The sequence below is a fragment of the Bacillus sp. L_1B0_5 genome (genome assembly GCF_000836715.1).
Lineage (GTDB): Bacteria > Bacillota > Bacilli > Bacillales > Bacillaceae_G > Bacillus_A > Bacillus_A thuringiensis_S.
The window spans coordinates 22,574-44,092 of record NZ_JXIS01000099.1 but is presented as its reverse complement, the minus strand read 5'-3'; the positions used below and the strand labels follow the sequence as shown (position 1 = coordinate 44,092).

The window sequence follows — 21,519 nt, the reverse complement described above, 5'->3', positions numbered from 1 at the left end:
TATTAGGGGTAATTTATATAGAATGTGTTAGTATACATTTCAAAATAAATAAGGGGTGTGTAAAGGTATGGAATTATTATGGTTTATTCCAGCTTATGGAGATGGTCGATATTTAGGAACGACAAAACGAGGAAGAGCAGCTGAATATGGTTATTATAAGCAAGTTGCTGCGGCAGCTGATTATTTAGGATATACGGGTGTTTTACTTCCAACTGGTCAAGGATGTGAAGACCCTTGGGTGTTAGCTTCAGCTCTTGCTGCTGAAACAGAAAAACTAAAATTTTTAGTAGCAGTGAGACCAGGACTAATGTCACCTACAGTTGCAGCGAGGATGGCATCTACATTTGATAGAATTTCAGATGGGAGACTACTTATTAATGTAGTAGCTGGAGGAGATCCAGTTGAACTACAAGGAGATGGATTATATCTTGAGCATGATGAAAGATATGAAGCAGCGGATGAATTTTTAAAAGTTTGGAAATCGACATTGCAAGGTGAAACGATCTCTTTAGAAGGAAAACATATTCAAGTTACAGATAGTAAAGTTGTATTCCCGCCAGTTCAAACACCATATCCTCCTATATATTTCGGAGGATCATCAGCTGCTGGAAAAGAAGTAGCAGCTGAACATAGTGATGTATATTTAACGTGGGGAGAGCCACCAGAGCAAGTGAAAGAGAAAATAGAAGAAGTAAGAAAACTTGCAGAAGAGAAGGGGCGTACAGTACGATTTGGCATTAGATTACACGTAATTGTAAGAGAAACAGAAGAAGAAGCGTGGGAAGAGGCAGAACGTTTAATTCAATATGTGGATAATGAAACAATTGAGCTTGCTCAAAAGACATTTGCAAGATATGATTCGGTTGGTCAAAAGAGGATGACACATTTAAATAAAGGTACGAGAGAGTCGTTAGAGATAAGCCCTAATTTATGGGCTGGAATCGGACTTGTAAGAGGTGGGGCAGGTACTGCACTTGTAGGCAACCCACATACAGTAGCAGAAAGGATAAAAGAATATGAATCGTTAGGAATTGATACGTTTGTTTTATCAGGATATCCGCATTTAGAAGAAGCGTATGAGGTCGCAGAATTGTTATTCCCATTATTGAAAGACGAGAAGAAAGAAGAAAATAAAATTGTTGGTGAAATGATTGCTGATGCATATGCATTAAAAAAATAGTGAGAAATAAAGTTTCACATATTTATTGCTTTATTTTGTTCACTGCCTGTTAATACGGGATAAAAAACCCGCAAGTTATTCGCTTGCGGGTTTTCATCGTAAATTATTAGAAAATATGGTAAAATTAAAGGGTAACTTAAGGTGCGGTTGGTTGTTCAATTATCACTTCTCCGAGTAGGAGGGGGGTGATAATACGTGAGTGAAATAGCGTTGCTACTGCAAGGTGGACTGTTTCTCGTTGCATTGTTAACGTTCGTCGTCGTTTTAATAGACAAGCTCAAAAAATAACAACCCACCTATGCTTATAGAATGTGGGTTGTTTTGTTTGTAAGAAACAAATAGGATAAATGAACAATCCAATCTGCTAAGTTACGTGGACTAGTGTGTAGCCGCACACTAGTCTTTTTTATTTATATACAATTTATAATTGGTTTATGTGATTGTATTGTTCTTTTCATACTCATTATAACACAGTGTCTTTTCATCAAGAAAGGAGACCGTATGTTCTGGTTCCTGTTATATAGTAGGTGCTTTTTCTTTAAACAGCCCATCCATATACTGTTTTAAACTTTGGACATAAAATTTCTGCGTATTCACATTATTTACACCGACAATCGGCGATGGAAGGTCAAATCTTTTTTCTGATAAATGAACGACAACATCAAAGATGTCAAACAAACGAATGAAGCAAAACAGGCCGTCTTTATCGCTAAGTAAAATAAAGTAATGATTTTCACTACTTGTATTTAGCGTATTCCATAAAGAACTTTTGCTTAAATCACGTACAATGCTTTTTTCTTTTAGTTCCACGAAATCTGCATTTGAGAGAATGGTAGAAATATCAATTGCATCTTGATCTTCAAAGTAGCCATCAACTGCTTGTACAGCGAATGTATAAGCCATTTTTAATACACTCATTTTATATTTACGGTTATCTAATAGTAATTCACGTTGAATAGAACTCGCTACTTTCGTTACACGTTCCTCTTTCCAAATTTCATTATGTAAGGAAATATCGTGCTTTTTACATAGTTTCATAATTAATGCATTAGAATAAAGAATCTCGTCGCTTACTTCGACAACATCAGTCTCAGCAGCCGCAAGTTCCTCACCGTGCTCATTCGTATAGAGTGGAGAATCAATTTGTCTTTTCATTTGTTCAATCTTAAATTGACTCAATTTATGCCTAATTAAAGGACGATCAATATTTGTTGTCATTTGTTCATGACAAGTATCACAAATTGAGTTTGTGAAATAATATCCACATAATATTTCTGGAATGACATATTGTTCACTAAGTTCTTTCGTATCTTTTCTGCAAATGATGCATTGTGTCATTTTTATCACCTTTACCTGCAAATTTGTATGTAATCTCATTGTAGTGTATTTATCGGCATTTTGGAATATTGTAAAGGAAAATATTATGTGAAATTCATGCTTATTTTGGTACAATGAAGAGAAGTGCTAGTTTAAAGGAGGCCGTTTTTTTGAAATCAAAAGTGCACTTTTGGACATTAGAAGTGCTAATGGTTGTAGGAATCATATTTATTTGCACAAAAATATCATTTTTATTTCAACCGATTGGTATCTTCATATCAACATTGTTTTTCCCAATCTTAATCGCGCTTTTTTTATACTTCATATTTAATCCTGTATTAATCTTTTTGGAGAATAAAAAAGTACCTAGAAATTTAGCGATATTACTGTTATATCTTTTTATCATAACATTAACTGCGGTTGGCGTTGGAGTAGTTGTTCCTACGATTTCACAACAGCTAATGGACTTAGTAAAAAATATGCCAGGCTACATAAAAGAGGGAAAAGTATACATACAAGAATTATCACATCATAGGTTGTTTGAATGGTTATCTACACAAAACTACGTTTCCATTGAAACAATTGAAAAAAATGCGATTGAATACTTAAAAGATATACCAAATACAATTACGTCGAGTGCAACGGCTTTATTTGGTATTATCACGAACGTTGCATTAGTTGTATTTACTGTACCGTTCATTTTATTTTACATGTTTAAAGATGGACATGCCTTTCCAGGAAAAGCGGTAAGTTTATTACCCGAGTCTTACCGTGAAGAGGGGCTTCGTATCATTAAGGAAACGAACGAAACATTATCTGCATATATTCAAGGGCAAGCGCTCGTTTGTATATTTGTAGGTGCGTTTACTTTTATCGGTTATTTAATTATCGATTTACCGTACGCTTTCGTTTTAGGAATTATTGCAGCATTTACAAACATCATTCCTAACTTAGGGCCATTTATTGGGGCAGCACCAGCTGTTATTGTAGGACTGTTCGTATCTCCGATGCAAGCATTATACGTAATTATTATCGTAACAATTGTACAACAGTTTGAAAGTAATATTATTTCACCACGTATTATGAGCTCGAAATTAAATATTCACCCATTAACAATTATTATTCTAATTTTAGGGGTAGGTAACTTTGCTGGAATCATCGGAATGATTTTAGCAGTACCAGTTTATGCAGTAACAAAAACTGTTGTTTCGAACTTAGTGAGATTGTTTAAGACAAAGAGAAGTAATCGGAAATAGTGAAACCTGAGAAAGATACACCGCTTTTTAAGTGGTGTATCTTTTGTTTATAAATAAATAATTAAAAGTGGGTTGATTTGATTTTATTATATATTTTTTATACATCAAATTCAGTGATAAACTTGTGTGATATAAGCTCTATAAAACTATGTGGAATCCCTCTGAACTATCCAAATCATTTCCTTACAGCGTGCTATCAACATCATAATCGACTCCTTTCAATTCTATATAGTTAAACGATTAAAGGTGAGTGTAGTATTTGCTTCTACGATCTCGAATTTCATCAATAACTTGTTTATATTGTCTTTCTTGTTTTAATTCATTTTGAGATATTGTTTCTTTTTGAATCGTAATCGTTAAAAAGAAAAGGTGAAACTTCATATGTGAATTCCTCCTTTCGAATTGGAATTACAGATGACTACAGTAATGACTTTGTCTTTCTTTTACATGATCTATAGCCTGATTAATGTGTCGCTCATGAAGCATTTCAGACTCGGAAAATGTATTTTTTTGAATGGTAATGGTTAAAAAGAATACTTTAAATTTCATTAGATAATTGCCCCTTTATAAGTGATTTAGAAAAAACGAGTGTAATAAGAAATTACAGGTGACTACAGTAATGACTTTGTCTTTCTTTTACATGATCCATAGCCTGATTAATGTGTCGCTCATGAAGCATTTCAGACTCGGAAAATGTATTTTTTTGAATGGTAATGGTTAAAAAGAATACTTTAAATTTCATTGGATAATTACCCCTTTATAAGTGATTTAGAAAAGACGAGTGTAATAAGAAGATTGGCGCTCTTTTACGTCGTCCATAATGTTTTGAATGTGTTGCTCACGTAAAATCTCTTTCTGTGAAAGTTTACGTTTTTGAATGGTGATAGTTAAAAAGAATGCTTTAAATTTCATTAGATTTATGACCCCCTTTATAAGTGATTTAGAAAAGACGAGTGTAATAAGAAGATTGGCGCTCTTTTACTTCGTCCATAATGCTTTGGATGTGTTGCTCACGTAAAATCTCTTTCTGCGAAAGTTTACGCTTTTGAATAGTGATAGTTAAAAAGAATGCTTTAAATTTCATGAATATATGACCCCTTTAAAATATATTTTTAATACATTTGAGTGTAGTATGAACTTTTAATATCAGTTATTTTATCAGTCAGTTGTTTTAACTGTTGTTTACGATTGATTTCAGTTTCAGATAAAGTATTTTTTTGAAGCACAGTCGTAAAAAAGAAAATATGAAAAGTCATAAATGAATTCCTCCTTTCGAAAAGGAATTACAGGTGATCACAGTAAAGTGCTTGGCGCTCCTTAACATCATTCATAGCTTTTTCAATTTGCTCATTATGAAGAATTTCATCTTTGGAAATTGTATTTCTTTGAATCGTAATACTTAAAAACAATACGCTAATAGTCATTGAATGTTGCTCCTTTCTTAGAAAAATAATGTAAGAGACTAAAAAATCGCGCAAAAAAACCACAGGAAGATACAGTTCTCCTATGGCTGGGCGTGAAAAAGCCACAGGAAAGTATACGACCTCCTGTGGCGAATTTATGAATTAAATGAAATAAAGTACGATTTTCAATTCTCCATTAGGGTGGTCGAATTCATATTTAATTGTCCAGAAAACACAGGTGCAGTTAACGCTAAAGTTAATGCATGTAATTGTAATTTCATCATTTCCTTCGACCTCCTTTTAGAATTTTTTTCTTACGTTAGTAAGTATATACAATTAATGGATAATTGTAAACATAAAAAATGAAAATTTTTAATTTTGATTAAAATGCGTATATTTAAAAGGGATTTGAAAGTAAATATTGTAATTAACGAAATATCGATAAAAATGGGGGATGCTAAATGAAATATATGCATCATAACATGATCGTTATGCTAACAATTTTTTTATTCATTACGGCTTGTTCTAACGGAGAAAGAATAAAAGATATATATGATGTTAGGTCAGATGATTTTAAGAAATATACTGGGACATACGTTGGTAATAATTCAGATGTGGTTGCAATTATTAATCATTTACCCGGTGGTGGAACAGTTCAAAGTATAAGTTTAGAAAATGAAAATATAAAAGTGAACTATGGTGCAAAAGAGAGTGGGGCTCTTACAGAAGAAATGATTGAGACGTATTGGTTTGATGAGAAAGATACGATGAAGAAGAATTTTCTCTTTAATGCTACCTATCTAGTAATTTTAGTACCAAACGCAAAAGCTTATGAGTTTCAAATAGAAAATAAAAACTTTAAGATAACGAGGGAAGAAATGTTATCAATTTTGCATAGGGAATTCGATGATTTTCCCAAAGAAAAAGATATATGGGATAAAAATAAAGTTATAAAGTTTTTTAACGGCAATGAAGAAAAAATTAAAATGCTTGTGGAAGATAAAGATTTTCGGAAATCTTTATTTGCTAAATATCCAGTGAGCCAGTTGAAATAATGGAGGGGAGAAGATGGAGTTAGTATACAAAATTTCTTATCATAGAATGCAGGATCATTATTTACCTAAATTAGTACAGGCAATTAGGCTCGTTAGTGAAGAAGATTTGTGGAAACAAGAGACCTCTGTTAATTCAATTGGTGGAATCGTACTACATATTTGTGAACATTTATAGAGAAATACAAGGCGTTATAAGGATCCAAATATAGTTTTTGAAAATGGAATTGAAGAATATTTTCCAGTGAAACAAATAAGCTCTGAAGCTTTGTTAAAAACTGTTGAAGAAATATTTGATGAGTGGGGCAAAGCATATATACAGGTCTGGGAAGAAAAAAGGCATATTGATCTTCAAAGTCTATTACATTTAGTTGAGCATACAAGCTATCATTTAGGGCAAGTAGTAGATCGTACAAAATGTATTGAGGGACAACAGTTTAATTTTTGTCAAAATGGTATAAATGAAAAGAATTTGAGAACAAGAGTTGAAACTTCGAATTTTTAGAAAGAGAGACATTCTTAATTGAATGACTCTCTTTTTTTGTAAAAGAAATTTATGGAAAAAAATAATTCTATGTGATATGGTTAATTACATAAGTAATGAACCTATGAACCTAAGGTGGTGAAAATGTGAAGCCGACTCTAGAACAAAATAAATTAATATACATACAAATTGCAGAAACGATTGAATCTGATATTTTAAAAGACATATTGCTTGAAGAAGAACAAGTTCCATCGACAAATCAATTTGCGAAGATGTTACAAATAAATCCGGCTACTGCAGCTAAAGGGGTGAATGTATTAGTGGATGAGGGGATTTTATATAAAAAGAGAGGGATCGGGATGTTTGTTGCAAAAGGAGCAAAAGAAGTTGTACTTAAAAAAAGACAAAATACTTTTATGACTGAATATTTACCTAAAGTGTGGGAAGAAGCGAAAGTACTAGAAATATCAAAAGATGAATTGATGGATATGATTCAAAAGATTACGAAGGAGGGGACAGAGGAATGATTGCACTTGAAACGAAAGATGTAACGAAAAAATATAAAAAGAAAATAGCTGTAAATGAAGTAACGATTTTATTGGAAGAGCATAAAATATATGGTTTGCTTGGAAGGAACGGAGCAGGGAAAACGACTTTATTAAATTTACTGGCAGGACAAATTACTTCAAGTAGTGGAAGCGTAACTGTATTTGGTGAAAATGTATTTGAAAATAGTAAAGCAATGCAAAATATTTGTTTCGTTAGAGTAAAAGAAGAGTCTCATTTAAGTTATAGAGTAAAAGAAATTTTTAAGATATGTAACATGTTTTATAAAAATTGGGATCAGAAGTTTGCAGAAGAACTGGCGGGTAAATTTCAGCTTAATATAACAGAGAAATACCATAAACTATCTCATGGCATGCAAACAGTTGTAGGAATTATTAAAGGGTTAGCAAGCAGAGCGACAATTACTATTTTTGATGAACCAACTACAGGATTAGACGCAGCACATCGTGAGTTATTTTATAGTTTACTACTAGAAGATTACGGGGAGTATCCCAGAACAATTATATTATCAACACATCTGGTAGAAGAAGTAACCCATGTTATTGAAGAAGTAATTATCATAAAAGAAGGTGCACTTGGTGTTCAATCAACAGTGGAAGATTTATTGCAACAAGGTCATATTATTTCAGGGCAAAAAGGTAAAGTGGAGGAGTTCTTGATTAATAAAAAAGTTATAAATAAAGAAATTTATGGGAATAAAGGTATTGCTGTTATATGGGAAGAGCTTTCTAATGAAGATTGTTACTCTCTTGAAAAAGAAGGTTTAGTAATTGATAGAATTACATTACAAAAACTATTTATTCACATGACTGGTGGTGAAGTGGAATGACGATGTTAATGAAACAATTGAGGTTACATATAAATTTTCATTATAAAGCAATTTTAATATTTTGGATTGTAGCTTTATTAATAAAAGGAGCTTTATATGCTGCTCATTTAAATGAAGCGAAAGTTGGTTATTTACCCGAAATTATCAATAATCCTTCAATTGCAATTATGATTTTTATAGTAGGGAGTGTTTTCATTGTTCAAGATGATTTATTTCGTTTAGCAGTTTCATTTGGTATAACGAGAATACAATATTTTATCGGAGCGATTTGTTATATTGTGTTGCAATCCGCATTGTTTTCATTCCTTCAAATACTGTTTTTACAAGATATAAAATATAACTTAGTAAATGTTAACTTTGGAGAGCAATTAATACAACAGTTTATTTTACAATTTTTATTTTATGTTACGATAGCATGTTTCTTTCAAGTAGTAGTAATTTTTAAGCAAAGATTTCAATGGATTGGTCTCATGATTGGTGGGTCGCTTTTCCTTTCAACAAATAGTGTGCTGTATGGAGAAGTAGGGATAAAAGGATTGTTATTTACAAATGATGTATCTTTAATAGATATCCCTTATTTTATTGTTATTTCAATTGGATTAACAATTCTTTATATCATAACTAGTAGTATATTTATTCGTAAAGTATCATTTGAACGAACAGTTTAAAATAGTGATAGATTATTCTTTTAGGGAGAAGGAAAATATATGGGAGACACGTCCTCACTAATAACCGTCTTTTTATGCATTGCACTACTAATATTTTGGCGTCGTTATCGCTCCATGCATAAGCCAATAAAGGGATCGGGAAAACGTATTTTATGGCCATTACTATTTTTAACACCAGGTATAGTGTGGTTTTTAGGTCCCGTACATCCAGCTATATTACAAGTAATTATAGCGGTATTTATTGGTGTGCTTTTTGCTGTGCCGCTTATAGTATTAACAAATTATGAGCGAAGAGATGATGGGAATATTTATACGAAAAAAAGTGCAGCTTTTTTAATTACTTTTATTGCGCTTGTTGTTTTAAGATATGGTTCAAGACAATTTATCGTTGATTTAGATCAACAAACGATTGGTTTATTATTTTACGTTGTTGCTGTCTCGTATATTATTCCATGGAGAATTGCTTGTTATATAAAGTTTAGAAAAGTTTGGCGGGAAAATAATAATCATGCTATATGAAAACTTCTTATTTGAGAAGTTTTTTGTTTTTATGTGTAAGCGAAATAATTTGTTGAAGTGCAAGTTACTATTCAATATGATAAATATAAAAACTACGCGAGAAAGTGGGAAGTATCAAAATGCGTACAATTTTACTTTTTCTAAACAACATGTTCATTAGCGAAATCGAGAACATTAGGCAAAAACATGATCCTTTATTTGGATTAATTCCACCGCATATTACAATTGTATTCCCATTTGAAAGTTCGATTTCAAATGATGAGCTGAAATTACATATTATAAATGTATCAAAACCGATACAGAATATAGAAATTGAATTTAAGAATCAAATTACTAGTGAAAGAGAATATTTGTTTTTACGAGTTGAAAGGGGAAAAGAACAAATAGAGGAACTACATAATATTCTATATACAGGACCTTTATTACAATTTTTGAAAGAAGACATTCCGTACATCCCGCATGTAACAGTCGGAAGAAAAGAGAGTGCCGAATTAGCTGCTGAAGTAGTGAAGGAGATTGCTAGTTTTCATGGGAAGTTAAATTGTGTGATTGATAGAATAAGCGTGGAGCGAATTGGAGAGAACGGGGAATCAATTATTGAATTTGAAGTGCCATTTCTAAAAAGCTGACAAAAGTCAGCTTTTTATTTCGTAGCATGAAGTAATGCACCAATTGCACCGCTATTACCACCATCTTGTAAAAAGATTGGTGTTTTATTTTGATATTCGGTGTAGCTACTAATAATATGTTGAAGTTGTACGTTATTACATAAAGTCGAACCAATATAAATAATATGTTCAATGTTTTTTGTTTCAGCGAATTGAAGGCTTAATGCAGTAACGACTTCACCGACAAGTCCTTGCACAGTAGCTAGTATATCGGAGCTACTATTATTTGATTCTGTAATGGCTGCTTTTCCGAAGTTACTAGCAGTTAAGTTATTATCGATGGGGGAAAGAATACCACCATAAATATCTCCAACCGTAATATCTAGTTCTTTTCTAGATCCTACTTTTGTTAGAGGGATTACATCTTCAAAATGATCTATATTTGTTAACAATTTTGAAAGTCCCATAATAGTCCCACCGCCAACTCCGGTTCCACCAGCGCGAATATATTGTTCATTATAAACGTAATGGATAGAAGTACCTGTACCGATATTGGTTAAAATAAAATTGTTTATAGTATGTTTTTCTTCTTTTAATATGTATTGGACACCTGCAAGAGTAGATTCAAATTCGTTTAGCTCTATTATTTTATATGAACCTGTAAGCAGTTGCTGTAATAATTTCGATTTACCACCCGTAATACATATTTGTTTTATGCCATTGTTGTTTTTAATCCAATCTATTATTTTATGTTGTTCATGAGAATAAAATTTTTTAAAAGTTAATAGCTTTTTTTCGTTAAAATAAGCTATTTTCGTTAATGTGCCTCCAGCATCGATACCGATAGTACGTTCCATTTTCCTGCTCCTAACTACGTAATATGTTTTCCTATTTATTTAATTGGTTGAGAATAGATATTTCCAACTGATATAAGGAACACTTTAATCTGCTTGATATATTAATAGTTTTTCTATAGTTACAATAGGCTGGTCGTTTACAGTTGCAATACCTTTACCAAGAACAAAACCTCGGCGATTGCGCGTTAGCTCATAATGTAAATCAAGTTTATCACCGGGATATGCTTTTCCATGGAATTCAACTCCATCTAAAGAGGAGAGGAATCCTAGTCCTTCAGAATCACTTGTATGTACAAATGCACTAAGCTGAGCAAGTGCTTCTACAATTAACATATGAGGCATATGTTTGTGACTATCATTTATAAACCATTCGTTATTTGTAATGAATTTATATCCTGTAACGAATTCATCTTGTTTTACATTTGTTACTTTATCAATCATTAAAAATGGATAACGATGGGGAAGTGTGTCTTTAATATGCATATGAAAGTACCTCCAATTAATAATACCCCTGCTAAAGTTAAGCAGGGGAGTGGGAACTAATTTTTAACTAATTCATTTACTTTTTCAAGGACGAAAATGCCGCTATTTCTAATGTTTTCAACAACATGTTGCAACACTTCTTTATCTTGAACGAGTGCAATACGTACGAAGCCTTCTCCGTGAGGTCCAAATGCGTGACCTGGTGTAACAACGACATTCGCACGATCCATTAATGCATAAGCGAAGTCTAGAGAAGTCCATCCTTGTGGAATTTCAGCCCAGACAAACATACTACCAGCTGGCTTATCGACATTCCAGCCAAATGTTCGGAATCCATCGACTAAAGTATCTCTCCGTTCTTGATAAATATCGCGGTTTTTCTCACAAAATGCAGCGCCATTTCTTAGTGCTGCAGATGCCGCTTTTTGAATTGGTAAAAATACACCGTAGTCGGTATTGGATTTAAATTGAGTAAGTGCACGAACAATTTCTTCGTTTCCAATCATATATCCAATACGGCTACCAGCTAAACTATAACTTTTTGACAAAGAATTGATTTCTACGCCAACTTCTTTAGCACCATGTACAGAGAGAAAGCTAATTGGCTTATTACCATCGAAATAAAATTCAGCATAAGCAAAATCATGGACAACGATAATATTATGCTTTTTCGCGAATGCGATTACTTCTTTAAAGAAATCTTCATGGGCCATTGCTGGAACGGGATTCCCTGGGAAGTTTAAAATCATCATCTTCGCTTGATCGGCAATTTTTTCAGGGATGACTTCTAAGTCTGGTAAGAAATCATTCTCTTTCTTTAAAGGCATGTAGTAAGATGTTGCACCAGCCATTTGAATACCTGTTTCATAAGCTGTATATCCTGGATCAGGAACTAATATAATATCACCTGGATTTGCATAAACCATAGGTAAATGAACGAGCCCGTCTTGTGAACCCATTAATAATAAAACTTCTTTATCCGCATTTAATAAAACGTTATGAGTGTTATTGTAATATTCAGTTACAGCTTCGTGAAATTCTTGAATACCTGATAATGTATATCCGTAGCTCTCTTTTTCACTCGCTGTATGTACCATTGCTTCTCTTACAAAATCAGCGGGCGGCATATCAGGATTTCCGATACTTAAATCAATCATGTTATGACCTGCTGCAATTTTTTCTTTTTTATAGGCCCCTAATTCACTAAATATAGAAGATTGGAATGCTTTCATTCTAGTTGCTAACGTGTAAGTCATCAAAACCCCTCCTAAAAACAGTGCTTTCATTCTGCGTTTTTAATTATTCTGAAAACACATGTTTACATTTTATCATTTTTTTATGAAAATTAAAACGATTGACAAATTTAGAGGAAGGATTAGCCTGTTTTGAAAAAGTATCGATGTAAATAGCGTAGACGTGTTAATTGAAATATCTATTATATGATTCATTTTATATAACTTAAGTTATTTTATAGTTTTTATTAAGTATTTGTGGAAGATTTCTAAAGTGAAATAACGCAGAAAATATTTTCTGCGTTTCCTCTGAAATGTAATCATTTCTTTTTATACGTGCATAATTTTTCAGCTGTCAAAAAGTATACATTTAATGTATCGTCGGCAACTTTTAAAGTTTGCTCTGATGTAAATGAATTACCATAATCAATGTGATATACATTAGAATTTTTGACAAATGAGCCTTTATATAAATCGTTTTTATTCTTTGTTGTTTGCATTTCTACTAAATTTTGCACAATTTCCTCTTTATTTTCTTTTTTGACAACTGTTTCAAATTTATAATATACAGGGCATTCACCATTTTTATTGTCAACGACTTCCCAAGAACCGTATATATCGTTATTGCTGCATCCACTAAGTAGGATGATTAGTATAGGAATTGTAAGTAGAACCTTTTTCATTTTGTGCTCCTTTCTTTTAAATTTGAATAAACGTTCGAATACGATAGGGATATTATAATAAATAAAGTTTAAATTTTTTTAAAGAATTATTTAATTTCATATAAAAATTTAGGAGAAATTAAATAAGCATGAATCTAGTGTAAAGTCAGATTCATGCTAGTACTATAGCCTACGTTATGTCTTTTTTAAGGATAAATAAAGAGGAAAGCAGGATCACTATTCCATTTAATATATATACGCTTGCAATCATAAAGGCTAAAGTACCTGCACCAAATCCTGCTTTATCGAATATAGAAGCAAATGTTGTGATAGTCAAAAAGATAATGGGAGTCAGTAGTAAAAATATGAAACCTGCCACGATTCTTTTTTTTAAACTATGTCCAGATAAGGAAATGGCTAAAAAGTTTAGGATGCTAAACAGAGCAATTGCAAAGAGCAGGACAATAAATACTTCGATGCCATCAGACACTTTACCACTCCTTTTATGAAGAGTACTTTTTATAATCTATTCGAAATAAAAGGGGGATACTCCTTTAGGTAATTTCAATAAACGTAATAAATAGGCGTATTATAAAACAAAGAAGTATGGATTCAATATTATATCCATACTTCTTTGTTTATTTTATAAATTCGCAGATTGCGAATGCTGTTTTTCATAATCTTTCTGCTTAGAAAGGGAAATAGAAATAATCAATAATGAAACGACTCCGAAGATGAGAACCATATATTGTAACCCAATTGTATCTAAGAAGAACCCTGTGCCAAGTAAGACGATTTGGAACATAACCCTCTCAAACATATTACGGAATGAGAAGAGGCGACCGTGATAACTTTTTTCAACTTTCGTTTGGAAAATCGTCGACATAATAGGGAAGAAGCAGCCAACACTAAACCCAAACAAACCAAATGATGTAAGAGCCATCCATTTTATATCGCTAAAGAACAATGATAGGTGTGCAAAAGCAGTACAAACTGCGAAGAAATATAGTAATTTTTCAGGCTTGAAATGATCAGATAGACGTTTAATTACGAAGGCACCTAACATAAATGCGACACCTTCAATTGTATATATGAACCCTTTAATTGTAGGATCATGTTGCATTTCGCTAATGTTAATAACCATTAAATTAAACCCCGCTATAAATAATAGAGGGATGATACTTAATATAAGTGCTGTAAAAGCAATAGGAATTCCTTTTAAAATACGAAATACTTCCATAAAGCTATTATCTTTTGCAGCTTGTTTACTTGGTGCTGTTGATTTCTTGTCTTCAAATTGTAGGAAGAAAGTCGAGAGGAATAATAAGGCGTATGCTGCCATTGAGAAGGCATACATGTACTGTAAACTCATCACAACTAAAAGAATTCCACCAAGTGAAGTACCTGCAATACGAGCAATTGTACCAACATTCATATGTACACCGTTCATTTGTAATAACTCATGCTCACGTACGATGAGTGGAATTACAGATTGTAATGCAGGGAAATAAAATGCTGCTGAAATTTGAAGAGCAACCATAAATGCAATCATAAATGCGATACTTTCAAATTGAATAGCGAAAAACATGAAAATAACACTTAAAACTCGACCAAACCCAGCGTAAAGAAGAACTTTTTTCTTTTCATACTGATCGATGACACGGCCAGCCATAGGTCCAACTAGAACACCGGCTAATAGTCCGATAAATAATATAACTGATTTCATGAAATCAGAAGGGACATATTTTTGCATAAATTCAAGGTTGCCAAGAATACCAAGCCATAATCCTAGACCTGCAATAAACTCCCCAATTAAAACAATCCAAACGTTTTTATTACGCCACATAACATAAAACCTCTCCGTCTTTTAAAATGAAAAACTCGTATATAAAACCTCCTTATTTATGTAGTATTTTTATACGAACTTTTTTAGAGTCAGAGTCTATATTACGTGTTTCATAATTGGATTTCAATCTTTTTGATTTGTCAAAAATTTAATGTATTAATTGATGAAATAAGTGAATCAAAATGCAAAAAATTATGATTAAAGCTAATAGAAAGTAAGGATAAATATAAAAAAGCAAGAACGTATAACTACGTCTTGCTTTTCTCAAGTACAAAATTAAACATTAATTTCACTTAGCAACATTTACGCTCTTGTCCAATAGCTAAAGCGCTAAAAGATAGAGGACCAACAACTTCTGCACTTGCACCACTAGTAAGGTTTTCTACAGTTAATGAATATACATGAGTGCCGCAGTTTAAATCTTGATCTATAGCTTGAAATGTTTGAGCGTAGAATTGTTCAGAGTCTGTTGATTCAATACCTACTTGTGCATTGAAAATTTCAACGTTATCACGGAAAATTCGGAATAAAACTTGTGAAATCTCAGTTATACCTTCAACTCCAACTGTAGCAATTAATTCCACACGATTATTACGTGCGTCTCTTCTTGAAATTTTTAATTTAATTTGTGCAAGAATTGCTTTATCTGGAGAAGCTGGAATTGCAAAAGTTGTTTCACCAGTTTTACTAATAGGTTGAGTAGCTTGGTAATCAATGATATGAGTCATGTTCGTCACCTCCTCATATACTAAAATATGAAAGCAGTGATGAATTAGCTTGGACAAATACTAGAATATTTTAATAGAGTACACAACAATTGTTGAAAAGAAGTAATTTACATAAAAGCATCAAGAATATATCACAATAAGATGATGTTTTTCTTAATGCTTTTTGTAATTAAGCAGAATATTCTTCTTTACGTACTTCAAAAAATTCATTGCGTCGTAAGTAATTATAAATTTTCTCTGAAACCTTTTCTTCTTCAGACACTAAGAAACGATGATCAAAAGCGTAGAATGATTGACCTTTAATTAATTTTACGTAATACATATTAAACGCCTCCTTATACTTGATTATTACTTGCTTCATATTATGATGGCCTATATGTCTTCTAAAAATACTTGGAGTTTCAAAGGGGGGAGGTAAAGGGATGAAAGAGCTTACAATTCTGTAAGGTTTATGTCACCTTTTTCGATAGTTTACATTCATCAATTTCTTTTATACTACAAATAAGTTACATAAAATAAGGGGGTAAAAAGATGGATGAAGTAATTGGAGAAGTTGTAGCAGGTATTTGTGAATTTGTAGTGGAAGTAACAGCAGATGCTATAGGAAGTTTAGTTTCCGGAAATGATGAGGAAAAAGAAACATTATAATGATTTGTAAAAGTATAAAGTTGATCAAATTGTAAAGGCTGATTTCTATAGGGAAGTCAGCTTTTTTATTTTTTACATTATATTAATTTAATTTGAATATTCATTTGTTATTATATCGAAGAAACCTATATAAGGAGGTGAATAAACAAATATGTCGAATTCGGGGGCTGATTTATCTGTTTCTCGTTTGATTGTGGCAAATGTAGAGGAAAAGGAATATCATTTTATCGTTCGTGAACATCCGATTGTAGGGAAATTTATATCACTATTTGAAAATGGAAAAGAATATGGTTTACTAGATAAACAAATCGCTAATAAAGATAAATTTATTACATCGGAGCTTACTAAATTAGATTATTTTAACATAGATGTTTTATATCATACACCTGGGTGGATATGGATTGGCATGAATCAATTAGGTTTACATGCTCGTGAGGCTACTTATAACGAAGTAGATGTTATTATGAAGTTGAAAGAGGATTTATATTATATAGATATATACGAAGAAACAAAAATGTAATAAATATTTAGTCAGGTTATGGGACAAGTTCCCGTAGCCTTTTTTGTTTAATAGTAAAACGTAAAATTATGCTATTTTAATGCTAGGTAAATGTGATGAGAAGTGAGATGAAAAGAGGATTTGAAAATACATGAAGAGAATTGTAATAATTATATGAATCGTATATGTAAATAACAATAGAAAGAAGATGATAATATGAGTAAAGAAGAACTTGTGAAAAAACAGTTTGGCAGAAATGCAGATAAGTATGTGAATAGTAAAATACATGCTAAAGGACAGGACTTACAGCATGTAGTTCAACAAGTTGAATCTCGCCATAATAATCGTCTTCTTGATGTTGCTACTGGTGGCGGACATGTTGCGAATATGTTAGCACCTATGTTTGAAGAAGTAGTTGCACTTGATTTAACAGAACAGATGTTAGAAAAAGCAAAAGGTTTTATAAAGCAGAATGGTCATGAAAATGTGTCTTTTGTAGCAGGAAACGCAGAGGATTTACCATTTGTAGACCATTTTTTTGATACAATTACATGCCGGATTGCAGCCCATCATTTTACGAATCCGGCTCAATTTATTTATGAAGTAAATCGTACGTTGGAGGATAATGGGTTGTTCATCTTAATAGATAATGTTTCGCCAGAAAATAATGAATATGATACATTTTATAATTTTATAGAAAAAAAGCGGGACCCAAGTCATGAACGAGCTCTAAAAAAGACAGAATGGCTTACTTTATTAGAAAAAAACGGTTTGCAAATGCAGTCATGTCTTACTTTTGATAAGAAGTTTGATTTTGACTGGTGGTGTAATATGATGGATGTCCCTGTACAAAAGCGTGAAAAATTAACAGAATGTATGATGAAAGCACCAAACGAAATGAAAGAATATTTTAATATTCAACTTAAAAATAATAAAGTAGATTCGTTCTATACTGAAATGGCTATGTTTATATGTAAAAAAAGTAAAACAATAAAAAGATAAATGTGTTGCAGTCTTTCTGAAGTACGATATACTAAGTACAGAGAAACTGAGAATTGAGGAATAGTTATAATGATTCGTGTACGCATTGAAGGTACTGAGGAAGAAATGCTTGAATTTATGGGGAAAATGCCGGACATTCCTGGATTTGAAAAGACACATATGAGAGAGCCAAGAAAAGGAAATAACCCGAAATACGATTCAAGTAAAAATGTACTAGCATATTTGTCTTATAAAAAGATTGAAGTCGCCAATAAATAGGCGGCTTTTTTAGTTTGCGCTGTTTCACCGCCTTGTCTTTTTCACATAATAATAATAGTAGATTATGCTGAAGAGAGGTGAGAATAGTTAATAAGAAAATCATCTTTTTTGGAGACTTTGGTATTGATGACGCCGTAGCGTTAATTTATGCAAATAAAACATGTAAATTAGATATTCTAGGTATTGTTGCAGAGTACGGGAATGTATCACGAGATATCGTTACGGAAAATGTTTATTTTTTAGAAAGGTACTATGCTACACAAGTGAAAATTATTGAAGGTGCGAGTAGGCCGATGACAGCTGAAGAACCTTTGTTTTTCCCTGAAATCCATGGGGATCACGGTTTAGGTCCTATTATTCCACCTGAGATGAGAATTTGTAAACGAGAAAATTTTTGTGAATTAATCAAATTAATCGAACCTTGTCCAGAAGATATTATAATTGTGGCGACAGGAAGACTAACGACGCTTGCTACGTTATTTTTATTGTATCCAAATATAATGGATCGTATTTGTTCGTATTATATAATGGGCGGCGCTTTCCTATTTCCAGGTAATGTTACACCAGTATCTGAAGCGAATTTTTATGGTGATCCAATTGCAGCAAATATTGTTATGAAATATGCGAAAAACGCTACTATATACCCGTTAAATGTAACACAGGGTGCGCTTATTACGCCTGAAATGGCCAATATAATAGATAAACAAGGAACTGGACAGGCGAAACTCATTAAACCAATGATTGATTTTTATTATGAGAATTTTTATAAAAAAGAATATCCGGGTATTGGTGGAAGTCCTATACACGATTTACTACCGTTTGTCTCGCTTATAAATGATAGTATTTTCGAATATAAAAAATCGGCAGTGTGGATTAGTACGACAAATGATGTGACTAGGGGCCAAAGTGTAGCTGACTTTAGAAAAATAGCTGAACCAACAAGGTTTGATGATCGGCCGATTCAGAGAATTGCTGTTGGTTTTAACTATCCTGCTTTTAAAGAAGAGTTTATGCGAACAATATTGAAGCCAGATTGTCCTTAATGTGTGTAATAACAAGTCGGATAAATCGTTAGTTCGAAAAATAGTTTATCGGTGTGTATTATTCTCAAAAATCTTATAGTTGAGCAGCATGAATAACTTATGAAAAATGTCACATAACTAATGGTAAGCAATTGTTTCTAATTATATTTTGATTGGTTAAATATAAAGGAGGTTATTATATGATTTGGTCTTTAATCGTTGGTGGTTTATTAGGATGGTTTGCAAGCTTAATTACTGGAAGGGATGTACCAGGTGGTGTAATTGGTAATATTATTGCTGGTATTATCGGTTCTTGGATTGGTACGAAATTACTTGGTAGTTTCGGTCCTGTAATAGGCGGATTTGCAATCATTCCTGCTTTAATTGGTGCGGTTATTTTGATCTTCATTGTGAGTTTTTTACTACGAGCAATGCGGAAATGAATGTAGCAGGACTGTTTACATTTGTAAGCAGTCCTTTTTATATGTTATGCTAGTATTATACAATCAGGAGGTGTCAGCATTGAAATCATTTACAGTAAATTTCCATCAAGAAGATAATGCAAAAGCGACAACAGTACATAAATTAAGTGAAGAGGACTTCAATAAAGCAACTGAAAAAGGTACTCGTCATTTATTTGATTTAGATACAAACGTTGGCTTCTTCGTATTCTTTGATGCAGAAGATGCAGAAGGAAATGATCAATACTTAATGTTACAATATGAAGGAGATCATGAAGAACCAACTGCGTGTTATGGATTTGATTTAAAACTATACTATCAATTTTTAGCACTATACTTAAATGATCTGGAATACCAAGGTGAAACAGATGAGGAAGAGGAAGAATATGGTCCAATTCATCATTTAGCTCACTTACTTTATCATATTGTTGAAGACGGTAAGTCAATCGAAGTGTAATATACATATTTAAAGCTGTCCTTTTGGGGCAGCTTTTTTATATGACATTGAAATGGTGTACTTTGAGCTAAATAAAGTGAAGCTTTAATCAGTGGGGGGGGTTCATCCCCACTGATTATTAGCCCTACCAATCGGGCTTTTACGGGCAGCCCTTACCCCCATCTAACTTCTTTGCTTCCACGTGGGGATCTTACTGCCCGGCAAATAGCGGGATAAATTAATAATAGAAATTTATTTGTTAAGTAGGATTATTTATTACTTTCATGTTAGCATCGTAAAACACCTGTTATAATGATTATAATTAAATTCATGGAGGCTAATTCTATGCTTGTAGATGTAAAAGCTTTTATTAAAGCTGCAGGTTTAACATGTATTTCATCATTAAGTGGAGATAATGCATTTGCTTATAATTTTGAAACTGTAAAAAGCGCTATCGCTACATTTTTTAAGAAACTAAGATTTACCGTTTAATTTCATTTCAACCAGTAGGAAAAGAGTAATCACTTCCTACTGGTTTTTTTCTGTTTCAAGGAGCTGTTGTGACAGCATGTTTTAAGTTATAGATAGAGGATATTATCATTGAGAAGAGAAGGTTTAAATAAGGAGATGAATACAGTGATTAACAATATAATTCCAAGTTTTTTAAAATTATGGGAAAGTGACGATTTAGAATTAGAAGTCCTTAATCGATACTTTACTTCACATTCAGAGATATTTGAAGAATACTTTAAGTATCATTGTCCTAAAACGAAAGAACGTCTTTCAAATGCCATTAAACAATATCCCGCAAAAATAGAAGATATTCGTATTATTGCAGAATCATTACCAATCATTATTCAAGAGGTAACAAATGAATATCGTAATAAATATAACTTTGATGTAAATATGAAATTTCATTTATTCGTTGGTGGATTTGGTTCAAATGCATTTGTAGAAAGGGAAATCATTGGAGATATATTTTTTGCGGCAGAAAAATTATCTCCAGATTTGAATCATCTTCGTGTTATTGCTGCTCACGAAATAGGTCATATATATCATAATGTTATGCTACAAAATAATGGGATGGATTGGACTAGGGCTGAGTGGACCGATGCGTCGGTAAGTTTGTATCGTGAAGGTGTTGCAACTTATTTATCAAAAAAAATCGTTAAAGATTTAAATGAGTCTGTTTACTATTCATATAATAGTGACGGGGATCCATGGCTACAATATTATAAAAAAAATGAAGAGAAAATAAAGAAACGTTTTTTACAAGATTATGTTGAAGGATGGACAGATGAAAAAGAGAAAGAATGGTTCCGTTTATCGGGAGGTAGTTATTTCGGATATAACAGACTTGGTTACTTTTTAGGAACAGCTCTTGTAACATATTTTGTACAAGCCTTTGGAGAGAATGAAGCACTGACTTTTTGGAACAAACATAATTTGAAAAGTAGTGTAATGGGTTGGTTATCGAAATGAATAAGATGCAATAGGGGGTA

General features: G+C 32.4%; 33 protein-coding genes and 1 pseudogene. 18 read left to right on the top strand and 16 right to left on the bottom strand.

Annotated elements, in window-relative coordinates:
* Nucleotides 1-67: 67 nt before the first annotated feature.
* Both ssuD and RT27_RS35880 read left to right on the top strand, forming a co-directional pair.
* A complete protein-coding gene (ssuD, locus tag RT27_RS25780; RefSeq protein ID WP_043938042.1) occupies nucleotides 68-1,180 on the top strand; it encodes an FMNH2-dependent alkanesulfonate monooxygenase in 1,113 nt (370 codons plus the stop codon).
* A 195-nt stretch (nucleotides 1,181-1,375) separates the two neighbouring features.
* Nucleotides 1,376-1,468, top strand: a complete 93-nt coding sequence (locus tag RT27_RS35880) for a putative holin-like toxin (protein WP_001289320.1) — start codon at nucleotides 1,376-1,378, stop codon at nucleotides 1,466-1,468.
* Nucleotides 1,469-1,696: 228 nt separating this feature from the next.
* Here RT27_RS35880 and RT27_RS25775 read toward each other — a convergent pair whose 3' ends face one another.
* On the bottom strand, nucleotides 1,697-2,518 hold the full coding sequence (locus RT27_RS25775) for an HNH endonuclease (RefSeq protein WP_000189714.1): 822 nt from the start codon (nucleotides 2,516-2,518) through the stop codon (nucleotides 1,697-1,699).
* 149 nt (nucleotides 2,519-2,667) lie between these two features.
* Here RT27_RS25775 and RT27_RS25770 point away from each other — a divergent pair, with 149 nt between their 5' ends.
* Complete coding sequence (locus tag RT27_RS25770; RefSeq protein WP_000837892.1) at nucleotides 2,668-3,753, top strand: AI-2E family transporter; 1,086 nt, start codon at nucleotides 2,668-2,670, stop codon at nucleotides 3,751-3,753.
* A gap of 240 nt (nucleotides 3,754-3,993) precedes the next feature.
* On the opposite strand, the gene RT27_RS25765 is transcribed toward RT27_RS25770, so the two are convergent.
* From RT27_RS25765 to RT27_RS25740, 7 genes are read right to left on the bottom strand one after another with little or no spacing between them, the layout of a single operon-like run.
* Nucleotides 3,994-4,134 (bottom strand): YrzI family small protein, encoded by a 141-nt coding sequence (locus tag RT27_RS25765; protein WP_000668497.1) that lies wholly within the window; start codon nucleotides 4,132-4,134, stop codon nucleotides 3,994-3,996.
* Between the two features lie 27 nt (nucleotides 4,135-4,161).
* Nucleotides 4,162-4,302, bottom strand: coding sequence for a YrzI family small protein (locus RT27_RS34115; protein ID WP_043939981.1), 141 nt, complete (start codon nucleotides 4,300-4,302; stop codon nucleotides 4,162-4,164).
* Between the two features lie 52 nt (nucleotides 4,303-4,354).
* The gene (locus tag RT27_RS25760; RefSeq protein WP_029442602.1) at nucleotides 4,355-4,495 is read right to left on the bottom strand and encodes a YrzI family small protein; all 141 of its coding nucleotides are present in this window, start codon (nucleotides 4,493-4,495) and stop codon (nucleotides 4,355-4,357) included.
* 26 nt (nucleotides 4,496-4,521) lie between these two features.
* Nucleotides 4,522-4,665, bottom strand: a complete 144-nt coding sequence (locus RT27_RS25755; RefSeq protein ID WP_029442601.1) for a YrzI family small protein — start codon at nucleotides 4,663-4,665, stop codon at nucleotides 4,522-4,524.
* A gap of 28 nt (nucleotides 4,666-4,693) precedes the next feature.
* A complete protein-coding gene (locus RT27_RS25750; protein WP_000668965.1) occupies nucleotides 4,694-4,837 on the bottom strand; it encodes a YrzI family small protein in 144 nt (47 codons plus the stop codon).
* Nucleotides 4,838-4,865: 28 nt separating this feature from the next.
* Complete coding sequence (locus RT27_RS25745; RefSeq protein ID WP_000142729.1) at nucleotides 4,866-5,009, bottom strand: YrzI family small protein; 144 nt, start codon at nucleotides 5,007-5,009, stop codon at nucleotides 4,866-4,868.
* A 27-nt stretch (nucleotides 5,010-5,036) separates the two neighbouring features.
* Nucleotides 5,037-5,177, bottom strand: a complete 141-nt coding sequence (locus tag RT27_RS25740; RefSeq protein ID WP_000156193.1) for a YrzI family small protein — start codon at nucleotides 5,175-5,177, stop codon at nucleotides 5,037-5,039.
* 440 nt (nucleotides 5,178-5,617) lie between these two features.
* On the opposite strand from RT27_RS25740, the gene RT27_RS25735 reads away from it, so the two are divergent.
* The 7 genes and pseudogenes from RT27_RS25735 to RT27_RS25705 all read left to right on the top strand — a co-directional run bounded on the left by RT27_RS25735 (nucleotide 5,618) and on the right by RT27_RS25705 (nucleotide 9,904).
* Entirely contained in the window at nucleotides 5,618-6,211 is a 594-nt protein-coding gene (locus RT27_RS25735; RefSeq protein ID WP_029442600.1) for a DUF4825 domain-containing protein, read from the top strand.
* 13 nt (nucleotides 6,212-6,224) lie between these two features.
* A pseudogene (locus tag RT27_RS25730) lies at nucleotides 6,225-6,713 on the top strand (hypothetical protein).
* Nucleotides 6,714-6,838: 125 nt separating this feature from the next.
* Entirely contained in the window at nucleotides 6,839-7,219 is a 381-nt protein-coding gene (locus tag RT27_RS25725; protein WP_043938040.1) for a GntR family transcriptional regulator, read from the top strand.
* A complete protein-coding gene (locus RT27_RS25720) occupies nucleotides 7,216-8,088 on the top strand; it encodes an ABC transporter ATP-binding protein (protein WP_043938038.1) in 873 nt (290 codons plus the stop codon). Before RT27_RS25725 ends, RT27_RS25720 begins: the two co-directional genes overlap by 4 nt.
* Entirely contained in the window at nucleotides 8,085-8,756 is a 672-nt protein-coding gene (locus RT27_RS25715; protein WP_000178200.1) for a DUF4052 domain-containing protein, read from the top strand. Before RT27_RS25720 ends, RT27_RS25715 begins: the two co-directional genes overlap by 4 nt.
* 39 nt (nucleotides 8,757-8,795) lie before the next feature.
* Complete coding sequence (locus tag RT27_RS25710) at nucleotides 8,796-9,275, top strand: cytochrome c biogenesis protein CcdC (RefSeq protein ID WP_029442597.1); 480 nt, start codon at nucleotides 8,796-8,798, stop codon at nucleotides 9,273-9,275.
* Between the two features lie 119 nt (nucleotides 9,276-9,394).
* A complete protein-coding gene (locus RT27_RS25705) occupies nucleotides 9,395-9,904 on the top strand; it encodes a 2'-5' RNA ligase family protein (protein WP_043938036.1) in 510 nt (169 codons plus the stop codon).
* A 14-nt stretch (nucleotides 9,905-9,918) separates the two neighbouring features.
* On the opposite strand, the gene coaW is transcribed toward RT27_RS25705, so the two are convergent.
* The 8 genes from coaW to RT27_RS34095 form a co-directional block, all read right to left on the bottom strand.
* On the bottom strand, nucleotides 9,919-10,740 hold the full coding sequence (gene coaW, locus RT27_RS25700) for a type II pantothenate kinase (RefSeq protein WP_043938034.1): 822 nt from the start codon (nucleotides 10,738-10,740) through the stop codon (nucleotides 9,919-9,921).
* 84 nt (nucleotides 10,741-10,824) lie between these two features.
* The gene (locus tag RT27_RS25695) at nucleotides 10,825-11,223 is read right to left on the bottom strand and encodes a 3-hydroxyacyl-ACP dehydratase FabZ family protein (protein ID WP_029442594.1); all 399 of its coding nucleotides are present in this window, start codon (nucleotides 11,221-11,223) and stop codon (nucleotides 10,825-10,827) included.
* A gap of 56 nt (nucleotides 11,224-11,279) precedes the next feature.
* Nucleotides 11,280-12,479 (bottom strand): LL-diaminopimelate aminotransferase, encoded by a 1,200-nt coding sequence (locus RT27_RS25690; protein ID WP_043938032.1) that lies wholly within the window; start codon nucleotides 12,477-12,479, stop codon nucleotides 11,280-11,282.
* A gap of 296 nt (nucleotides 12,480-12,775) precedes the next feature.
* Nucleotides 12,776-13,138: a hypothetical protein gene (locus RT27_RS25685; RefSeq protein WP_043938030.1), complete on the bottom strand. Its 363-nt coding sequence runs from the start codon at nucleotides 13,136-13,138 to the stop codon at nucleotides 12,776-12,778.
* A gap of 169 nt (nucleotides 13,139-13,307) precedes the next feature.
* Complete coding sequence (locus tag RT27_RS34910; protein ID WP_043938028.1) at nucleotides 13,308-13,607, bottom strand: hypothetical protein; 300 nt, start codon at nucleotides 13,605-13,607, stop codon at nucleotides 13,308-13,310.
* 153 nt (nucleotides 13,608-13,760) lie between these two features.
* Nucleotides 13,761-14,963 (bottom strand): MFS transporter, encoded by a 1,203-nt coding sequence (locus RT27_RS25675; protein WP_043938026.1) that lies wholly within the window; start codon nucleotides 14,961-14,963, stop codon nucleotides 13,761-13,763.
* A gap of 293 nt (nucleotides 14,964-15,256) precedes the next feature.
* A complete protein-coding gene (gene exsC / locus RT27_RS25670; RefSeq protein WP_016081220.1) occupies nucleotides 15,257-15,691 on the bottom strand; it encodes an exosporium protein ExsC in 435 nt (144 codons plus the stop codon).
* Nucleotides 15,692-15,860: 169 nt separating this feature from the next.
* Nucleotides 15,861-16,013, bottom strand: a complete 153-nt coding sequence (locus tag RT27_RS34095; protein ID WP_000291907.1) for a YqbF domain-containing protein — start codon at nucleotides 16,011-16,013, stop codon at nucleotides 15,861-15,863.
* Nucleotides 16,014-16,490: 477 nt separating this feature from the next.
* Between RT27_RS34095 and RT27_RS25660 the strand changes: the two genes are divergently transcribed.
* The 8 genes from RT27_RS25660 to RT27_RS25625 all read left to right on the top strand — a co-directional run bounded on the left by RT27_RS25660 (nucleotide 16,491) and on the right by RT27_RS25625 (nucleotide 21,499).
* A complete protein-coding gene (locus RT27_RS25660) occupies nucleotides 16,491-16,859 on the top strand; it encodes a hypothetical protein (RefSeq protein ID WP_029442590.1) in 369 nt (122 codons plus the stop codon).
* A gap of 195 nt (nucleotides 16,860-17,054) precedes the next feature.
* Entirely contained in the window at nucleotides 17,055-17,840 is a 786-nt protein-coding gene (locus tag RT27_RS25655; RefSeq protein ID WP_016081223.1) for a class I SAM-dependent methyltransferase, read from the top strand.
* Nucleotides 17,841-17,909: 69 nt separating this feature from the next.
* Nucleotides 17,910-18,098: a DUF3970 family protein gene (locus RT27_RS25650; RefSeq protein WP_000621885.1), complete on the top strand. Its 189-nt coding sequence runs from the start codon at nucleotides 17,910-17,912 to the stop codon at nucleotides 18,096-18,098.
* 77 nt (nucleotides 18,099-18,175) lie between these two features.
* Nucleotides 18,176-19,141 carry a nucleoside hydrolase gene (locus RT27_RS25645; protein ID WP_043938024.1) on the top strand — a complete coding sequence of 322 codons (966 nt, stop codon included), beginning with the start codon at nucleotides 18,176-18,178 and terminating at the stop codon, nucleotides 19,139-19,141.
* Between the two features lie 179 nt (nucleotides 19,142-19,320).
* Nucleotides 19,321-19,563, top strand: a complete 243-nt coding sequence (locus RT27_RS25640; protein WP_000638310.1) for a GlsB/YeaQ/YmgE family stress response membrane protein — start codon at nucleotides 19,321-19,323, stop codon at nucleotides 19,561-19,563.
* 79 nt (nucleotides 19,564-19,642) lie between these two features.
* Nucleotides 19,643-20,038 carry a hypothetical protein gene (locus RT27_RS25635; RefSeq protein ID WP_000834885.1) on the top strand — a complete coding sequence of 132 codons (396 nt, stop codon included), beginning with the start codon at nucleotides 19,643-19,645 and terminating at the stop codon, nucleotides 20,036-20,038.
* Nucleotides 20,039-20,362: 324 nt separating this feature from the next.
* Nucleotides 20,363-20,509: a hypothetical protein gene (locus RT27_RS25630; protein ID WP_029442588.1), complete on the top strand. Its 147-nt coding sequence runs from the start codon at nucleotides 20,363-20,365 to the stop codon at nucleotides 20,507-20,509.
* A gap of 135 nt (nucleotides 20,510-20,644) precedes the next feature.
* Complete coding sequence (locus RT27_RS25625) at nucleotides 20,645-21,499, top strand: aminopeptidase (RefSeq protein WP_043938085.1); 855 nt, start codon at nucleotides 20,645-20,647, stop codon at nucleotides 21,497-21,499.
* Nucleotides 21,500-21,519 lie beyond the last annotated feature (20 nt).

What these genes read in the sequence shown, in the direction of transcription:
- coaW (WP_043938034.1), bottom strand. Translation starts at nt 10,740, where the DNA reads ATGGAACGTACTATCGGTATCGATGCTGGAGGCACATTAACGAAAATA.
- RT27_RS34115 (WP_043939981.1), bottom strand. Translation starts at nt 4,302, where the DNA reads ATGAAATTTAAAGTATTCTTTTTAACCATTACCATTCAAAAAAATACA.
- RT27_RS25760 (WP_029442602.1), bottom strand. Translation starts at nt 4,495, where the DNA reads ATGAAATTTAAAGTATTCTTTTTAACCATTACCATTCAAAAAAATACA.
- RT27_RS25690 (WP_043938032.1), bottom strand. Translation starts at nt 12,479, where the DNA reads ATGACTTACACGTTAGCAACTAGAATGAAAGCATTCCAATCTTCTATA.
- RT27_RS25720 (WP_043938038.1), top strand. Translation starts at nt 7,216, where the DNA reads ATGATTGCACTTGAAACGAAAGATGTAACGAAAAAATATAAAAAGAAA.
- RT27_RS25695 (WP_029442594.1), bottom strand. Translation starts at nt 11,223, where the DNA reads ATGCATATTAAAGACACACTTCCCCATCGTTATCCATTTTTAATGATT.
- RT27_RS25630 (WP_029442588.1), top strand. Translation starts at nt 20,363, where the DNA reads ATGCTTGTAGATGTAAAAGCTTTTATTAAAGCTGCAGGTTTAACATGT.
- RT27_RS25675 (WP_043938026.1), bottom strand. Translation starts at nt 14,963, where the DNA reads ATGTGGCGTAATAAAAACGTTTGGATTGTTTTAATTGGGGAGTTTATT.
- RT27_RS25650 (WP_000621885.1), top strand. Translation starts at nt 17,910, where the DNA reads ATGATTCGTGTACGCATTGAAGGTACTGAGGAAGAAATGCTTGAATTT.
- RT27_RS25740 (WP_000156193.1), bottom strand. Translation starts at nt 5,177, where the DNA reads ATGACTATTAGCGTATTGTTTTTAAGTATTACGATTCAAAGAAATACA.
- RT27_RS25765 (WP_000668497.1), bottom strand. Translation starts at nt 4,134, where the DNA reads ATGAAGTTTCACCTTTTCTTTTTAACGATTACGATTCAAAAAGAAACA.
- RT27_RS25705 (WP_043938036.1), top strand. Translation starts at nt 9,395, where the DNA reads ATGCGTACAATTTTACTTTTTCTAAACAACATGTTCATTAGCGAAATC.
- RT27_RS25745 (WP_000142729.1), bottom strand. Translation starts at nt 5,009, where the DNA reads ATGACTTTTCATATTTTCTTTTTTACGACTGTGCTTCAAAAAAATACT.
- RT27_RS25710 (WP_029442597.1), top strand. Translation starts at nt 8,796, where the DNA reads ATGGGAGACACGTCCTCACTAATAACCGTCTTTTTATGCATTGCACTA.
- RT27_RS25755 (WP_029442601.1), bottom strand. Translation starts at nt 4,665, where the DNA reads ATGAAATTTAAAGCATTCTTTTTAACTATCACCATTCAAAAACGTAAA.
- RT27_RS25775 (WP_000189714.1), bottom strand. Translation starts at nt 2,518, where the DNA reads ATGACACAATGCATCATTTGCAGAAAAGATACGAAAGAACTTAGTGAA.
- RT27_RS25750 (WP_000668965.1), bottom strand. Translation starts at nt 4,837, where the DNA reads ATGAAATTTAAAGCATTCTTTTTAACTATCACTATTCAAAAGCGTAAA.
- RT27_RS25735 (WP_029442600.1), top strand. Translation starts at nt 5,618, where the DNA reads ATGAAATATATGCATCATAACATGATCGTTATGCTAACAATTTTTTTA.
- ssuD (WP_043938042.1), top strand. Translation starts at nt 68, where the DNA reads ATGGAATTATTATGGTTTATTCCAGCTTATGGAGATGGTCGATATTTA.
- RT27_RS25655 (WP_016081223.1), top strand. Translation starts at nt 17,055, where the DNA reads ATGAGTAAAGAAGAACTTGTGAAAAAACAGTTTGGCAGAAATGCAGAT.
- RT27_RS25625 (WP_043938085.1), top strand. Translation starts at nt 20,645, where the DNA reads ATGAATACAGTGATTAACAATATAATTCCAAGTTTTTTAAAATTATGG.
- RT27_RS25715 (WP_000178200.1), top strand. Translation starts at nt 8,085, where the DNA reads ATGACGATGTTAATGAAACAATTGAGGTTACATATAAATTTTCATTAT.
- RT27_RS25685 (WP_043938030.1), bottom strand. Translation starts at nt 13,138, where the DNA reads ATGAAAAAGGTTCTACTTACAATTCCTATACTAATCATCCTACTTAGT.
- RT27_RS25640 (WP_000638310.1), top strand. Translation starts at nt 19,321, where the DNA reads ATGATTTGGTCTTTAATCGTTGGTGGTTTATTAGGATGGTTTGCAAGC.
- exsC (WP_016081220.1), bottom strand. Translation starts at nt 15,691, where the DNA reads ATGACTCATATCATTGATTACCAAGCTACTCAACCTATTAGTAAAACT.
- RT27_RS25660 (WP_029442590.1), top strand. Translation starts at nt 16,491, where the DNA reads ATGTCGAATTCGGGGGCTGATTTATCTGTTTCTCGTTTGATTGTGGCA.
- RT27_RS34095 (WP_000291907.1), bottom strand. Translation starts at nt 16,013, where the DNA reads ATGTATTACGTAAAATTAATTAAAGGTCAATCATTCTACGCTTTTGAT.